Annotated in this window: 13 protein-coding genes; 9 read left to right on the top strand and 4 right to left on the bottom strand. The window is 55.0% G+C overall.

Translation table 11 applies throughout. The features are described 5' to 3' along the window. Nucleotides 1–484 precede the first annotated feature (484 nt). From Q0216_RS01035 to Q0216_RS01020, 4 genes are all read left to right on the top strand, one after another. Nucleotides 485–1,711 (top strand): pyruvate ferredoxin oxidoreductase, encoded by a 1,227-nt coding sequence (locus Q0216_RS01035; protein ID WP_298592222.1) that lies wholly within the window; start codon nucleotides 485–487, stop codon nucleotides 1,709–1,711. Between the two features lie 294 nt (nucleotides 1,712–2,005). After that, nucleotides 2,006–2,473, top strand: coding sequence for a DUF4870 domain-containing protein (locus Q0216_RS01030; protein WP_298592221.1), 468 nt, complete (start codon nucleotides 2,006–2,008; stop codon nucleotides 2,471–2,473). Between the two features lie 235 nt (nucleotides 2,474–2,708). Continuing rightward, nucleotides 2,709–4,001, top strand: a complete 1,293-nt coding sequence (locus tag Q0216_RS01025) for an adenylosuccinate synthase (RefSeq protein ID WP_049338292.1) — start codon at nucleotides 2,709–2,711, stop codon at nucleotides 3,999–4,001. Between the two features lie 372 nt (nucleotides 4,002–4,373). Then, nucleotides 4,374–5,975, top strand: a complete 1,602-nt coding sequence (locus Q0216_RS01020; RefSeq protein WP_298592220.1) for a glycosyl hydrolase family 28-related protein — start codon at nucleotides 4,374–4,376, stop codon at nucleotides 5,973–5,975. A gap of 56 nt (nucleotides 5,976–6,031) precedes the next feature. Here the strand turns inward: Q0216_RS01020 and Q0216_RS01015 are convergent, their stop codons facing one another. Next, complete coding sequence (locus tag Q0216_RS01015) at nucleotides 6,032–6,736, bottom strand: S-layer homology domain-containing protein (protein ID WP_298592219.1); 705 nt, start codon at nucleotides 6,734–6,736, stop codon at nucleotides 6,032–6,034. A gap of 260 nt (nucleotides 6,737–6,996) precedes the next feature. On the opposite strand from Q0216_RS01015, the gene Q0216_RS01010 reads away from it, so the two are divergent. Beyond that, nucleotides 6,997–8,034 (top strand): magnesium and cobalt transport protein CorA, encoded by a 1,038-nt coding sequence (locus tag Q0216_RS01010; RefSeq protein ID WP_298592218.1) that lies wholly within the window; start codon nucleotides 6,997–6,999, stop codon nucleotides 8,032–8,034. A 37-nt stretch (nucleotides 8,035–8,071) separates the two neighbouring features. On the opposite strand, the gene Q0216_RS01005 is transcribed toward Q0216_RS01010, so the two are convergent. The 3 genes from Q0216_RS01005 to Q0216_RS00995 form a co-directional block, all read right to left on the bottom strand. After that, nucleotides 8,072–8,755 carry an integrase gene (locus Q0216_RS01005; RefSeq protein ID WP_298592217.1) on the bottom strand — a complete coding sequence of 228 codons (684 nt, stop codon included), beginning with the start codon at nucleotides 8,753–8,755 and terminating at the stop codon, nucleotides 8,072–8,074. Between the two features lie 287 nt (nucleotides 8,756–9,042). Next, a complete protein-coding gene (locus Q0216_RS01000; protein WP_298592215.1) occupies nucleotides 9,043–10,080 on the bottom strand; it encodes an iron chelate uptake ABC transporter family permease subunit in 1,038 nt (345 codons plus the stop codon). Between the two features lie 25 nt (nucleotides 10,081–10,105). Further along, nucleotides 10,106–11,392 carry an iron ABC transporter permease gene (locus tag Q0216_RS00995; RefSeq protein WP_298592213.1) on the bottom strand — a complete coding sequence of 429 codons (1,287 nt, stop codon included), beginning with the start codon at nucleotides 11,390–11,392 and terminating at the stop codon, nucleotides 10,106–10,108. Nucleotides 11,393–11,515: 123 nt separating this feature from the next. Here Q0216_RS00995 and Q0216_RS00990 point away from each other — a divergent pair, with 123 nt between their 5' ends. The 4 genes from Q0216_RS00990 (at nucleotide 11,516) to Q0216_RS00975 (ending at nucleotide 16,506) form a co-directional block, all read left to right on the top strand. Continuing rightward, entirely contained in the window at nucleotides 11,516–12,541 is a 1,026-nt protein-coding gene (locus Q0216_RS00990; protein WP_298592211.1) for an iron-siderophore ABC transporter substrate-binding protein, read from the top strand. A 299-nt stretch (nucleotides 12,542–12,840) separates the two neighbouring features. Further along, entirely contained in the window at nucleotides 12,841–13,740 is a 900-nt protein-coding gene (locus tag Q0216_RS00985; RefSeq protein WP_298592208.1) for a YwqG family protein, read from the top strand. Nucleotides 13,741–13,781: 41 nt separating this feature from the next. Next, entirely contained in the window at nucleotides 13,782–14,702 is a 921-nt protein-coding gene (locus tag Q0216_RS00980) for a YwqG family protein (protein WP_298592205.1), read from the top strand. A gap of 340 nt (nucleotides 14,703–15,042) precedes the next feature. Next, on the top strand, nucleotides 15,043–16,506 hold the full coding sequence (locus tag Q0216_RS00975) for a HEPN domain-containing protein (protein ID WP_298592203.1): 1,464 nt from the start codon (nucleotides 15,043–15,045) through the stop codon (nucleotides 16,504–16,506). Nucleotides 16,507–16,636 lie beyond the last annotated feature (130 nt).

The following is a 16,636-nucleotide window of genomic DNA, read 5'->3' as shown; positions in this document are numbered from 1 at the left end:
CTCCTTTGCTTGGCTCCCGGGGTGTTTCTGGGAGGCTGGTGTGTTTTTTCTGGTGAGCTCTAGTTGAACTTGAACACACTAGATGTGAACTAGAATACACCTCAAAACGGCTTGTGAAGCGTTTATTACCTCTATATGCATCAAATTATGGACATGTTCGCCCCTTTTCTTTTGCGCGCTTTTCATTTGCACCCGATTCTGCGGTGCCCGCTCTGTCGGGGCTTCTACTCCCGCGCCTGCGCCGCCGAACGCTCCGAGTCCTACCTCAAGTCCTGCTCCACACTCGGAGGAAGGATCATAGTCGACTTCCTGTGAGTCCTTGGACTCCGGTAGCGCTGAACCCCCGGCGGTGTTAACGCATCAGTGTTAGTGCTTGTCCGGGGGTTTTTCTCAGCTTATATCAGGCGGGTTTCAAGGGAGTGCCCAGCGCACGCTGGTACGGTGGTGCCACCAGGAGTATGTCTGGTGAGCGAAGGAGACGACCATGACAGACCGCCCCGCTGTAAAGAATGAAGCCGCAAAGAGGGAAACTGCAAAGAAAGACGAGGGGTACCAGCCTCTCTGGGACACCGACCAGTCCGTCCCGGAATACATGCTGCTACTCATGGACCAGCAGCCGTCGACGACAGAAGACGCTGAGCTATATGAAGAATCCGACGACGAAGAGCTAGAGCACCCGGACCAGCACCCGGACCCCGATTATGAATACGTCTACCCGGGTTCCCCTAAGCGTTACGACTCCGCGCGGAAGGACTCAGAGGGCGAACCCGAAGACTCTCAAGACACCGACGACACCGACGACACTGACGATATCGAAGAGCCGGAAGACACCTTAGAAGACGCCCCGGCATACGTCCCGGAAGATACTCACGAATCTCGTAAGGACGATGAGGCAAACCACCCGGTAGCGCTCGCCTCCACAGAGCAGGCTCAGCAAGAGCAGGCCCAGGCTATGCAGAATCAGACAATGCACGCCTACGGCGAGTACGTTCGGTTGGAACAGCTCGGTCTGCAACCGGGCGCTATTCTGCCGGTTATCCCTGAGCCGTTCTTCGGCATCCCAGACTCGGAACTTATCGAAATGCGCCTGCTGGACCGCTCGCATGATTCCTCCGCACCCATGCAGGCGTGCGCTGCCCACCTGAACCCGGTCAAGATCGAGGAGAACCCCGTATCGCGGGCAGCCAAGCAGCAACCGGTGGGCTACGTACCCATCAATAATCCGTTGGCTGGCACCAACATTGAAGAGATCGAGAGTCAGCGCACCTTCTGGAAGACCGTGCTTATTGTCCTACTGATACTGAACCCGTTTGTGCTGGTTCCTTTGGTGAGCATGTTCGATAGTAGCGCCGGCATGTCGATGCTGTTCTTCTTCATCATTATCGGTATGGGCTCATTCTTTGTGGTGCCGATCCTATGGATTGTGGGTATTGTTCAGGCGGTGAAGCACAAGAACCGGCTGAGGGAACTCATCCAGAAAACAAAGACGACACATGCCGAGTTCTGGTACTACCTGGTGTACAACCGCCTGCCGGACGACTACACGGGCATCAACGGCTACACGAAGAAACAGGGTTTTTTCGATGAGTATGAGGCATTGAAAAAGCAAGAACGCGCAAAGCTACGCGAGTCTGCAGCACAGCGTGAGCCTGCCGCACTACATAAGCCCGCCGCGCATCCTGGCTCACCCGGTGTAGAGAAACAGGACTAACCTCGGCCAACCCACACCGTATAACGCTCCTGCCCCTCCACGCACGTAACACCGCGTGGAGGGGCAGGGCGTCTTTTTCTTGTCATATTCGGGTTTCTTCGCCTGCTGTCCGGCGAGGGTTAATATTCCATTTACCTTGCCTTGATAGGGTGAAACCATCACGAGCGTTGCGACCTGGCAGAGCGAGGCGGGCACCCGCCGAAAACGGTGAGTTAGCCTGCCGCCGCACCTCAATGATTAGCCGCGCCTCAACGATTAGCTGTATCCACTCATCGATAGATTAGGAAAAGAACGATGTCCCAGAACCCGAACCCTGAACAGTACAACCAGTACTCCCAGCAGGCACCCTCCTACTCGCAGGCGCCGGGTCAGCCCAACGGTTACGTAGTCTCCTCCAAGGATGACCAGAACATGGCGATGCTCACGCACCTGGCTTCTGCGATTCTGTCTCTGCTGTCCTTCGCATCCGCAAGTATTCTCGCGCCGCTGGTCATGTGGTTCATCTACAAGGACAAGCCCGGTTACGCTTTCACTAAGGAATCGGCCCGCCGCGCGTTCAACTTCAACTTCTCCCTGTGGGTCGTCAGCATGGCGTCTTGGGTGCTGATGGTGGTGTCTTTCGGCATCCTGGGTATCATCCTGTGGGTTGTCCCGCTGGTTGTGGCTATCCTGATGGTTATCTTCCACAGCCTGGCTGCTGTGGCCGCGAACCGCGGTGAGCAGTACACCTACCCGATGACCTTCATCGAGATCATCAAGTAGTCTTCACGGCTCACGCCGGTAGCGCCCCCGTCCGAATATCGGATGGGGGCGTTGCCGTGCCCGGTGAGGCTCACCGGCACCGTACCCGGCATGCCTGACGTCCCGTCACACGGGACTTAAAGGGGCGGGCACGGTATCATTAGAAGAGGTGTGCCTACCCGGATCATGAGGCGGTAGGTCGCCGCCGCGCCGTGAAATCCGGTGCGTATCTTCAAGGCTTTCAAGGAGCACAAAAATGTCAGCTGTCGTGATTGTGGGCGCCCAGTGGGGCGATGAGGGTAAGGGTAAGGCAACCGACCTGCTCGGCCCCCGCGTAGACTACGTGGTCAAGCCCAACGGCGGTAACAACGCCGGTCACACCGTGGTGGTGAACGGCCAGAAGTTTGAGCTGAAGCTGCTGCCCGCGGGTATTCTGAGCGACAACGCCGTCCCCGTGATTGGTAACGGCGTGGTCGTGAACCCTGAGGCTCTTTTCGCTGAGATTGACGGCCTTGAGGCCCGCGGCGCTGACACCTCCCGCCTGAAGATTTCCGCTAACGCACACCTGGTCGCGCCCTACCACCAGACCATGGACAAGGTGACTGAGCGTTTCCTCGGCAAGCGCGCTATCGGCACCACCGGCCGCGGTATCGGCCCCGCCTACATGGATAAGGTTGGCCGCCTCGGCGTGCGTGTTCAGGACATCCTGGACGAGTCGATCCTGCGTCAGAAGGTTGAAGGCGCACTGCGCCAGAAGAACGAACTGCTGGTGAAGGTCTACAACCGCCGCCACGTTGAGGTCGACGAAATCGTCGAGTACTTCATGTCGTACGCTGAGCGTCTGAAGCCGATGATTGTGGACACCACCCAGCTGCTGAACAAGGCACTGGACGAGGGTAAGACCCTGCTGATGGAGGGCGGCCAGGCAACCTTCCTGGACGTGGACCACGGCACCTACCCGTTCGTGACCTCCTCCAACCCGACCTCCGGCGGCGCGTGCGTCGGTTCGGGTGTGGGCCCGACCCGCATTTCTCGCGTGATTGGTATTCAGAAGGCGTACACCACCCGTGTGGGTGCTGGCCCCTTCCCGACCGAGCTGTTCGATGAGATGGGCGAGTTCCTGCGCACTACCGGCGGCGAGTTCGGTGTGAACACTGGCCGTCCGCGTCGTTGCGGCTGGTACGACGCTGTTCTGGCGCGTCAGGCTGTGCGCATCAACGGCTTCACCGACCTGTTTATCACCAAGCTGGACGTGCTGACCGGCCTGGATAAGATTCCGGTCTGCGTGGCATACGACGTTGACGGTGTGCGCCACGATGAGATGCCGATGACTCAGACTGAGTTCCACCACGCTAAGCCGATTTTCGAGTACTACGACGGCTGGACCGAGAACATTTCGGATGCGAAGAGCCTGGATGAGCTGCCCGAAAACGCCCGCAAGTACGTGCTGAAGCTGGAAGAGATTTCCGGTTGCCGTATTTCTGCGATTGGTGTGGGCCCCGATCGTGACCAGACTATTGTGGTCCGTGATCTCATCAACGAAGACTAAAAACTGACGAGAAGGACCCCTGGCGAGGCTTTGAATGCCTCCTCAGGGGTCCTTTTATGCCTGGCGACCTGTAAACATATCGTCTTAGTGCGACTATTCTTTTGGGTTAATGTCATCCTTACGTTGATATATGTTTAGGGTAATGAGTAGACTTTTCTAAATTATAGGTTAAATAATTAAAAAATATAAGGTTTATGTTTAAGTGAATAATCCTGAAAAACTGAATTATGTAGGATATTTAATGTGTGTGAGTGCTAGGGTTAAATTATCCAGGATATATCTGATGGGTATCACGGTCATTGAATGCTCTGTGCATAATTTTATGCACTGTATGCATTTTAATATTTTCACTCAACACGATTGGAGACAGCGATGTCTGCATTATCGCGCCGCTCAATGATTGCTGGCGCCGCATTGTCAGTTCCGTTTGCCTCAGCAACGGTATATGCTGATGCGCATGCTGATGAAGTTCAAGGTGGAATTACTCCGCAAAATCACACGAAAAACTACATTAATCTCCTGAGTAATCCGCAGGTGAAAGCTGATGGGTCTCAAGATTGTACTCAGGCCATTAATGATGCAGTAAGGACTTTGGCTTCAGCTGGAGGTGGAGCTCTAGAAATTCCTGCTGGAAAGTACAGGGTCAGTGCTCCTTTTATTCAGCTACTTGACCGGGTTGAAATCTTTGGGCATGGTAAGGCCACACAGATTATTGCTCATCCTGGCGGTGGCCTAGTGCAGAAGGACGAAGACGAAGCGGAGTGTGTTGGTGTTTTCCACGTTGGATCTTACCTTGTTGCTGGACCGGAAAAGCCAAAGCCAGGTGATAAGGAGGCCAATCAGTGGTTCTCTGAGGCTCCTATGCGTTTTGGGGTTCGTGATTTAGTTATTCGTACGAATGCTGATAATGTCCGTCTAAATCGGGATGACCCTTATAGCCGGGCTCGGCACACTCCCATTATGAAGGGTGTGGCGGGAGTTATTTTGCATACGTACTATGCAAATAAAAACTATCGGCCTGAGCCTGAAGCAGTTGCAACACTAGAGAACCTTGAAATCTGGGATACAGATATGGGAGTTGCTATTTTGGGTCTCCATGACCGTGCGATGAAGGTCCATGACATTCGCGTGCGTATGACATGGAGGCAGGGATTCCTTGTGGGTAAACCTATTGGTCATAAGGCAATTAATGTGGATGGTATCGGTGCAGCTGATAATAAGTTCAGTATGTTGGATGTATCCGATGCCAACAAGTGTGGCAGGAATTATGCCGGCATTGAGGTCTACGCTTCGCAGTGTAAGTTTTCACAGTCAACGAGTTGGTATAACCACCGGTATTCGTCTGGAGAATCGCTGTATCAGTCGCGCCAGGAGGGGAAGCCACATTACGCATATGCAGGTAAGGCTGGTGCAGGCTGGTATGTTGCGGCAAGCCGTAATATGTTTATCGGATGCACTGCTCAAGAAAATGGGGGTCATGGCTGGGTAAGTGATTTTGAGCGTAATATCTTTGATGGTTGCATTGGCGAATCGTCCAGCTACTTCGATACAGTTCATGGTCAAGCTCAAAATAATCAAGCAGCCAATTGGTACATTAGCAATTGGTCGCATGAATGTAAGTTCATCGCTCCACGTTCCGATAATCCTCATAAGGTAGGTGATGGTGCTGTAAAAGCGGAGAAAGATGTACGTGCTGCACGGTGGGGCTTCTACTTTGAGCAAAATTGTAGGGATATTGTGGTAGCTGGTGGTGATGTCTATGATGAGCATCGTAAGAAGCATCCAGATAATTACTCATGGAAAGTTCACTTTGGCCCGTGGCGTGCAGGGTATATGGATGTCACGATTAATAACTTTGTTATGCGGTATGGAATGCATGACATTGAAGAAGAATCCAAGAAAAACCGGAAATATTTTGACAAAAATTCTAATTACAGTCGCGGTATTTATGAATCTAATTCTGTGGAATTTTAAATAAACATTTGGGGCTCTATATCAATATCAGTATTGATATAGAGCCCCAAAATATTCTATAAGATTCCCATCAAATCCAATCTGTAGAGGGTATATAGAATATCTGAAAAAGTAACTTCATCATTATCGATATACCCACAGCTCATGTTTGGTGAACCATACCAGCTACGTGCCTTGTGCATGTCGCTATTTTCTTTAACGCAATGTGCGTATTCTTCGGGGATGGGGGTAAGGTTGACCGTCGGCTTACCGTGCATTCGATAAAGGAAAATGAGCGCAGTATCAATGTATGCGGTGGCGTCGTAATGGAATTTGCCGTCTCCCCATCCGCTGCTGATACCTTCACGAGTAGCCCAGATAGCAATAGGGTAGTGCGGGTCATCGACCGAAATATCGCTGTACGGCGACGTAGCAGGAAGGTCCTTAACCACGGGCCTGCCCTTCACATGGTACAGAAACTCAAGAAGCTGCCCACGAGTCATCGCAGGCTGGGGAGCATTCTTATTCTTCTGAAGATAAAGACGGCGGCCGTGAGTAATAAGTCCAGTGCACTCCGCCCAAGCAATCACCTTATCCTGGTAATCACCCGGGGTATTGTACTCAGATTCATTAATACAAGTAACTTCCAGTTCATCACCCGGAAAAGGAGAAAAAGTCTTAGGGCGCAATTGCGTTGCAGAAGCAGGCACCGCCGCAGACAACAAGAGAGAAGCAGCGGCAAAAGTACATGCCGCACCCTTCACAAACGGTTTCAACAGCATCGTTGACTCCTCAAAAGAAAATAGTGGTTGGTTCTAAGACAATCACAGTCTTATTAACTAGAAGTTTAGACTTTATTAGCTCTCAAGGGAAGGTTGAAACTCTGCAACCCCCAGATATCTTAAAAAGAAAATCCAAGACTCACCACCCCACCCCACCCTCAACTCCTCCGAGCCTGCGCATGTGACCGGACGGGGCGCATCCCGTATGCTGGAAAGAGCGCCCGCACACGTGGCGCCAAAGCGTTCAGAGGAGCACAACGATGACTTATATCACCGGAGCCATCTACCCCAGCGGAGACCGCATCCGCGTAGGCGCACCCGAAGAAGAAACCTTCACCGCCTACCAGCAACCCGACACCGCCGTAGCCCTCGGATACGCCAACACCGGCATCCACGAACTGCACAGGCTACAAGAAACCTTCAACCTGCACGAACTCGCCATCGAAGACGCCGGACGAGGCCACCAGCGTGCCAAACTAGAACGATACGGCGACTCCCTCTTCACCGTCATCCGCCCCGCAATCTACCTCGACAAAGAAGAAGAAGTGCGCCTGAGCGAACTGCACCTCTTCACCGGCCCCCGCTACACCCTCACACTCGTCCGCGACGAACAGCGTAGTGACCGCAGCATCAACGACCAGTTCAACCTGCTCTACGCCAGCCCCGACGCATCCCCCGCCCGACTGCTGCACCGCACCCTCGACAGCACCGTCGACGGGTACGCACCCGTGCTCGACGGCCTCGAAAACGACAGTGACGAAATCGAAGATATCCTCTTCTCCACCGGCGAGCGACGAGAGGCCAACTCCCTCGCCCAGCGCATCTACGAACTGCTCAACCAGGTCATCGACTTCCAGCGTGCCTGCCGACCCCTCGAATCCATGATCGGCCGAATCATCGAAGGCATACGCACCGGCGCACTCGACCCCTCCCCCTACCCGGGCGCATCCGAGGAAGAAACGAACGAAGAAGCGGTCGAACTCGCCCGGCAATTCCGCAACGTGCTCGACCACGTAACACAAACAAAAGAACGTCTCGAAGACCTGCGCAGCTCCCTCGAAAACGCCCTGCGCGTGCACGATACCCTGCTCGGTCAGCAACAGAACGACGACACCAAGAAAATCTCCGCCTACGCGGCGCTACTCATGGTGCCCACCATTATTGGCTCCGTCTACGGCATGAACTTTGAGGTCATGCCCGAACTCAAATGGCAGCTCGGCTACCCTTCCGCGCTGCTACTCATGGTGGGTTCCTGCCTGCTCCTCTACTGGTTCTTCAAGAAGAACAAATGGCTCTGATATGCGCGTATGCCGCATAAGGCATACACGATATACCTTATGCGGCGCGGTCGTACTGGGCACGCATTGCGCGGCGGCAATCACGACGCTCACGCTTAAACTTCTTACACACAGCCTCCGAATCGGCAAACATGTAGAAGTCCTCCGGCTCAGCCGACAGACCCAAAGTCGACAAGTGAACCAGCGACAGCATCGCGTAGAACATATCCAGACGCAGCTCAAAATTGCAGGCACCCGGAGCGGACTCCACCGCAAACACACCGCCGGTGCACTCCAGCGCGCGCATCGCCCAGTGCTGAGTCCACAGGTCACCATTGACCGGGCTCACGCCCAGGCGAGTCAACGCCAGACCGGTACCCTGCACACGCTCAAAGCGCAGGCACATCTCCAGGTCCTTCTCCAGAGGGAATACGAACAGCAGAGCGTTCTGCGCCGCCGCACGCAGCTCAGCCAGGTTCGCCTCGTAACCGGAAGCACCCTGAGTCAGGTGACGCATCACGCGGCCCATCGTCGAGGACACCGGCGCGGTGCGGAAGCACGAACCATCAGCCACCAGCTGCTCCAGAACGCCGCGGAGCTCCTCCACATTGAAGCGCTCCATACGAACGATAGTGCCGGACTGCATCAGCAGATTGAACTCTGCATCACGGCCCAGCTGCTCATCGGCGGTGCAGGAAATCTCTGCGTTTGCGTACTGGCTCTCGTGAGTGGTGTTTTCCATGACCGTTCCTTCCGTAGATGCTGAATCAACCTAGCGGCAACACCGCAGGAGACGGCGTGCCCGGTCGGAAGGATCGTCCCTTCCAACACCTACACTCTATGAGCGACCCCTGACACGATAAGCAGTTTTTAATCTACCCCGGGGTAAAACTGGGAAAATTCTGAAAAATTCTGAAACCGCCTCTGAAACCACCCCTAAAACCCCGCAAAACCCCATGAAACGCAGAAAACCGGGCGCCCCCCACAGCGGGGAACACCCGGTCACTCACACCGAATCAAGCGGTACAACTAGCGCTGACGGTACAGCAGCCACAGCATGTACACGCCACCCAACGCGCCTGTCACCAGGCCCACCGGAATCTGGAACGGCGCCAACGCACGAGCCGACACAAAATCAGCCAGCACCAAAATCACCGAACCCAACAGCGCCGAATGCCACATCGCCGTACCCGGAGTATTCCACAGGCGGCGCGCAATCTGCGGGGCAACCAGCGCCAAGAAACCAATCGGACCCGCAACAGAAATCGCCACAGCCACCAGAAGCACGGCAGCCGCCACCAGCAGGTTCACGGTCCTCTTCACCGGCAGACCCAAACCCGCCGCCAAATCATCGCCGAGCTCCAGGGTGCGCAGGCGGCGCGTCAACAACAGAACCAGCGGAATAGCCACCAGCAGCAGAGCCGCCTGAACCGACATCTGATTCCACGACAGCGCATTCAGTGAGCCGTGCTGCCAGGTCTTCGCAGCCTCCGCCTTCTCCAAATCACCGCGCGTAATCAGGTAATCATTCACGGAACTGAGCATCGCACTCACCGCAATACCAATCAGCACCATCTTCTGACCCATCGTCGCGCCACCGCGCGCACCCGCCAGAAGCATCACCACAGCCGCCGTCGCAAAACCGCCAATAATAGCGCCCATGCCCATACCCACGCCGGTAGAACTCAACGATCCAATCAGCACCACAGACAGGGCACCGGTCGCCGAACCCACCGTGAAACCGATAATATCCGGCGAGCCCAGAGCATTACGTGAAACCGACTGAAAAATAGCGCCCGACAAGCCCAAAGCCGCACCCACCACCACGGCGGCAAGCATACGCGGCAGACGCTGGTTCAACACCAGCTGACGCTCAATCTCCGTGCCCTCACCCTGAAAAATCAGGCGAAACACCTGATCAGGGCTCATCTGATAACTACCAAAAACCAGGGAGGCGACCGCCGCCACCATAAGCACCGCCACCACCAGCAGGGTACGCGGAATAGGGGTGCGGTAACGCCCCGGGATACGCACAGACCCGGCTACAGAACGAAACACAACGCTCACAATAAAACCTCTCAGAAACCGGGACCTACGAACCAGATACGCCAGTCGAACCAGACGAACTCGAACCAGACGAACCGCGCGCAACAGGGCGGTGAGCACGGTGCGCGCCGTGCTCTGACACGTGAGGCGGGCCCGCCTCCTCGTGCGCCTGCGCCTTCTTACCCATGCGGCTCTTCTTCGCGCCGCGTGCGCCGGTACTCAAACGCAGCACCAGGACCATCAACACCGGGGCACCAATAAAGGCGGTCACAATACCCACCTCAAGTTCACTGGGCATGACCAGGACGCGACCTAAAATATCGGCGGCAAGCACCAACACCGGGCCGTACACCAGCGATAGTGGCAGAACGCGCGCAATATCGGAACCCACCAGCAGGCGCACCACGTGCGGCACGACCAGGCCCACAAAACCAATCGGACCCGCAATTGCAGTCGCCGCACCACACAGCGCCATAATCGCAATAATCGTCGCGCCACGCACCATCGTCACCGGCACGCCCAGGCCGGCTGCCGCATCCTCACCGAGCGCCAGGGCACGCAGGGGACCAATCAGCATGAACGACAGCACCAGACCCAGCGCCACAAAGGGAAGCGCCGAGAGCACCTGCTCGAAGGTGCGGTTCTCGAGCGAACCCACCACCCAGAAGCGGTGCGAATCAAAAGCCCTCGAATTAAACATCGTGATGATGCCGGTAATCGTGCCCAGGCAGGCGTTCACCGCCACACCCGTGAGCACCAGACGCGCCGTCGAATCCAGGTTCGGCTTAGAATCCACCAGACCCATGACGAACACCAGCGCCGCCGCCAGACCCGAACCCAGTAGTGCCAGCCACAGCTGAATGAACGGGGACGACACCCCAAAAACGCCCACGCCCACCACCACGGAGGCGGCAGCACCCGAGTTCACGCCCAGCAGGCCCGGCTCAGCCAGCGGGTTACGGCTCAACGCCTGCATGAGCACACCCGACACCCCCAATGCGGCACCGACCAGCAGCGCCGCGGCGGTGCGCGGGGCACGCTTTGCCCAAATCAGCTTCGATTCGATGGTGTTCGCCTCCGGGTGGAGGAAACCGTCAATGGAGCGGTCCAGGGCGAACATGCGCGAACCCACCGCAAATGACAGGGCGCAGAGCAACACCAGCAGAACGCCGCCAATAATGAGGGCGATCGCCAGATGTGAGATGGACTTGCCGCCCTGACCGCCCGAGGAGGCGCCAGATACGGCGTCCGAAGAAGCAGAGAGGGCACGAACTTTCGCCAGGGAGGCTTCGCTGACGGCGGGGCCGGAAGAGGTGGTGGTCTGTGGGGTCATATGCCTTGGAGGTGGTGGGGGAGCGGTGCGCTCCCGAGCGGGCGGAGGATGCTTAATGTATCAATAGATGATAATTAAGTATCGCATATGCATATATGAGGTTATCCTAATAAAATGGCAAATATGACGAACAAAATCACCCGCCGCTCCTTCGGCGCACTCGCACTCGGTTCCTTCGGTGCCCTCGCCCTGGCAGCTTGCGGCTCCTCCAACACTTCCGGTTCTTCCTCCTCCTCCGCGTCCGCTTCGGCGACCGGTAAGAAGGTTGCACCCTCCGCTCTGCCCTCCGGCATGGGTACCACCACCGTTGACGGTGAGTTCCCCCGCACCGTCAAGCACTTCCGTGGTGAAACCACCATCGAATCCGCACCCTCCAAGGTCGTGATTCTCTCCACCGGTCAGCTCGACGGCGTGCTTTCCCTCGGCATCGTGCCCGTTGGTGCGGCAACCGCCGGTGACGCCGACCTGGTCCCCAGCTACCTGAAGACTAAGTTCTCCGATAAGTCCGCAGAGCTCGACAAGATCGCCAAGGTCGGCAAGCGCACCGACCCGGACGTTGAGGCCATCGCAAACCTCAAGCCCGACCTGATCCTCATCAACAACACCAACAAGAAGGACGAGCTGTACGAGTCCCTCGCCAAGATCGCGCCGACCGTGGTCACCGAGGGCACCGGCGTCAACTGGAAGCAGGACTTCCTGCTGATTGCCGCCGCGCTGGGCACCACCGAGAAGGCTGAGAAGCTCATGGAGGAGTACACCTCCAAGGCGAAGTCGGTTGGTCAGAAGGCTGGCAGCGAGAAGACCTTCTCCTTCCTGTACGCTTCCGCTGACCGCATCCGCATCTTCGCGAAGTCCTCGTTCGTGGGCTCCATCTGCGAGGATGCGTCCCTGGCACGCCCCGCAGCCGCACAGGTTGAGAAGACCTCCATCGACCTGAGCTCCGAGCAGCTTGACCAGGCTGACGGCGACTACCTGTTCTACGGTGTGCAGGGCGGCGACGAGTCTAAGCTGACCGGTGAGGCGCTGTGGAGCACCCTCAAGGCTGTTACCGAGAATCGCGCGCACAGCGTGGATTCTGACATGTTCTTCCTGAACGCTGGCCCGGCTGCCGCGCTTGGCGTTCTGGAGACCATCGAGAAGGCGCTCTAAGCCTTTCATCGTCTCGTGTAGAGATTCACTGAGAATTACTGAGAATCATCGGAAAGCCCCGCGTTCTTGCCGCTCATGTCCGCGCATGAGGGTGAGGAGGCGGGGCTTTCTGCGCGCTGTGCTTGTTTTCTGCGCGCTGTGCACCTGCTTCTACCCGCCGGATGCACTCGTGACCGGAATCGGTGCGCGCCCGCCCGAAATAGGGTCTAATGGGGGTAGAAGGCGCAGCGGTACCGTTGCCGACGCCTGACACACCGAACCTTCCACACCGATTAATTCACCGACGAAACGAGCACGTAATGCCGAAGAATAAGCCCTCCGAAGAGACCCTGGCGCAGGTACGCCGCGTTATCGATGCGCTCAACGAGCGTGGCGCCCGCAAGCAGGCAATCCGCCTGAAGGTGACCCGCCCCGATGCACCGCTGCCGCAGACCGCCTCCAAGTTTGGTGGCCGTCCGTACCTGCCCGCCGGGGAGTCTGCACCGACCAATGAGAAGGGCGAGCCTCTGGGCATGATTGCGCAGATTAACTGCGCCGACCTGCCCGAGAATGACCTGTACCCGGCGACCGGTCTGCTGCAGTTCTGGATTAACCCCAACGACGAAGAATGCTTGTGGGGTTACGACTACGAGAACCCGCTCTCGCAGAAGAACCACCGCGTGGTGTACTACGAGACTCTGGGCGAGCCGAACCCTGATGCCCCGTTCCCGACCGTGAACTGGGATGACTACGGTTGGCCCTATGGTCGTGACGGCAAGGGTACCGCTGAGGAGGTTGTTGAGTACGCACTCGCCTTCGAGCCCTGGGAGCAGGGCTTCCTGGACGGCGGCTTCGAAATCTACGACCAGTTCGCCGCCGCCTGGGATGAAATGTACCCGGACCAGAAGCTTCCCGAGGAACCGAACGCACGCGATAACGCCTCCTACAACCTGCTGGAGCCCTTCGAATCGGAGGAGAGGGATTACTCGCATATCGGCGGCTACCCTTCGTTTGTGCAAGATGACCCGCGCGACGAGTTCGAGGAGCTGCGCGGCCACACGGTGAACCTGCTGACCATCGAGTCGGAGTGGGGCGAGGACGCTGAGGAGGGTGTGTACGTGATGTGGGGTGACGCTGGCGCGGCGAACTGGCTGATTACTCCGGAGGTGCTTGCCGCCCGCGATTTCTCGCAGGTCGTCTTTGAATGGGCTTGCAGCTAGACGCTGTACTACTTTCATATCATCAATGAGGAGATTCTAAGATGCTCGACAACAAGCCGTTCAAGGACATCGAAAAGCAGGCGAAGCACGTTATCGACCTGCTCAACCAAGAGGGCGCCCGCAAGAAGGCTATCGCGCTGAAGCCTTTCGTTCCCGCTGACCCCTTGCCGCAGACTGCCTCCAAGTTTGGTGGCCGCCCCTACCTGCCTGCCGGCGAGTTGCCGCCGACCAATGAGAAGGGCGAGCCGCTGGGCATGATCGCGCAGATTAACTGTGCCGACCTGCCCGAGAACGATTTCTACCCGGCGGCGGGTCTGCTGCAGTTCTGGCTCGACCCGAACGACGAAGAGTGCCTGTGGGGCTTTGACTACGAGAACCCTCTCTCGCAGAAGAATCACCGCGTCATCTACTACGAGACCCTGGGTGAGCCGAACCCTGATGCGCCGTTCCCGAACGTGGACTGGGACGAGGGCGGCTGGCCCATTGGCGGTTTCGACTGTGAGAGCGGCCCGCTCGAAATTGAGTACGGCATGACCTTTGAGATGCGCGAGCAGGGGGTGACCGCCTCCGGCTATGACTACTATGACCTCTTCGGTGCGAAGTGGGATGAAACCTACCCGGATGAAAAGCTCCCGGAAGCACATGAAAACCCGTACAAGAACCAGGCACGCCGCGAAGCCCTCTACGAGCTGACCGAGCCCTTCGAGTCGGAGGAAGAATACTCCCACGTGGGCGGATACCCGTTCTTCGTGCAGAATGACCCGCGTGAGGAATTCAAGGAACTGCGCGGCCATACCGTGAACCTGCTGACTATCGTCTCTGAATCGGAGAATGAGGAGAACGAAGACGAGGAGATTGAGATTATGTGGGGTGATGCCGGTGCGGCGAACTGGCTGATTACTCCGGAGGCGCTTGCCGCCCGCGACTTCACCAACGTCGCCTTTGAATGGTCCTGCGGCTAAGAATTAGCGGGACAACTTTATGCAGGAATGTTGTGAATTTATTCTTCGCAACGTCATAACAACATCATGACAAGACTTGTCATGATGTTGTTATGATCCTGCGATGATGTTGATATGATGCGGTATCTTCATCACTTTTAGAATCTTGAAAATCCTGGAATTTCAGGCTAAAACCGGGTATTTTTATCGGTCTATTTGACCGCGCATCATATCAGCCGTCATAACAACTTCTGCTATGACGGCTGATATGACCCAGCTTGAGATAGATAATCTTTGCATAAAAATTCTATCTATTATTTTTTGTTAGTGATTAATCTTCTTTAGAAAGGGGAGGTTGCAAATGTCTGATAATACTCTTGAGATTGGCCAGGTCAGAGTGGGGTGGTTATACCCCGGTGAGGTAGAAGAGGGGAAAGGAATCCCAGCTACTTTAGTGCGCGAGGGGCATCGAGTCCATGTGCTTATTCCAGTAGAAGGCCGGCGCTCTTCAAATCCTGCAGCTCGTTGGGGGACGGAAGGGATTGTCTTTGATGATGACTTAGCGCGAACAGAATATCAGTATGAAGTTCCTGAAAACATGTATTTTATTGATAATCTTGGCATGGTTCTTCTTATTGAATGCAGGAGTTCTGGTTTTAAAGAGAAATTCATTTCAGTCTTTCAGAATCTTGGCGGGATTCTGCACAAGATTTCGGTGGGGGCAGCAGTTTTTTCTTCCCGCGCGTATAAGACGAATTCTTTCAATGGTTATCGGACTGAAATTGAAAATCTCTCGCAGTGGTTTCAGATGAATACTATCAAAACGCGACCTGAATACGAGGAAGTGGATGGCTTGCTTCGTGTGAAGTCGGTTGAGACAAAGGCTGGATTTGCTGGTGCGAATTTAATTGATGAGTCGATAGGGCTGAAATTTAAATCCAACTTTACGGTTGTTTCTAATAGCTCTTTAACTAAAGTTATATATGAATCTCACGATTTTCTAGAGTCGTATCGTGATGAAAGTATTCCGTTTGTTGAAGGTATGAAAGAACATAATGCTATCAGAGATTTACTGATGATCTCTTCATGGGGTGTTCATCGGTTTATTTCGATTGCAGTCTCTCGCGATAACGACAGGGGAGACTTTGGTGCTATTGCGTGGAGGAATGTTGTTTCGGAGCGGTGGGAGACGACTAAGGATATTGACGTTGATAACAAGGAATTCGTATTTACCTATAAAGACATTGAATCTGTTGGAGTTAGAAAGTGGCTTGAAATCTCTGAAAAATATCCCCGTGCACTAAATCCAATTTTGTCTACTGTTAGGTCGAACAATGGGACAGTTGAGAATGAGCTCTTTAATCTTTGTTTGGGTGTTGAAGCACTCGGACGATACATATACCAAGAAAATCCTGATAAATCACTCGGGGGCAGAGGGGGTAAAATTTATCTACACAATGCGTTGCAAAATATTATTAATCAGATTCCAAAAGGTGTTTTGCCCTATGTGAAAAAATTTGAAAATTCACGTAATGGAAAAGTTGTTAATAGCCTTCCCGAATGGGCGGATAAAATCAATAATTCCTATAATTCGGTAAAACATTATGGTGACGAAGAGATTAATTATAAAAATATCTTTGAGTCAATTGATCTGCTGAGGATTATTATTGTTTCATGGGTTGGAACGCAGCTCGGTGCTAAGCCTGAAATTTTACGGGATAGTCTAATCAATAAAAATTATGAATTTAGAAAATATCTTCCCCCTCTGGATGATGCAGGATACGTGATAGAAGAACAGGAACCGGAGCTGGAATCTGCGGAATAGTGCAGCGTAGGGGTTGGTGGGGCTGAGGCTACAAGCTCCAGCCCCACCAACATCCAGCCCGTCATAATCCGCAATAAACGACATATAGGTACCCGCACTTGGTGCGCCCCGCCGCTGGTGGCACAGTATA

The sequence above is a fragment of the uncultured Rothia sp. genome, assembly GCF_937976295.1.
GTDB lineage: Bacteria > Actinomycetota > Actinomycetes > Actinomycetales > Micrococcaceae > Rothia.
Note: the sequence above shows the minus strand (reverse complement) of the source record. Positions and strands in the feature narration are given on the sequence as shown.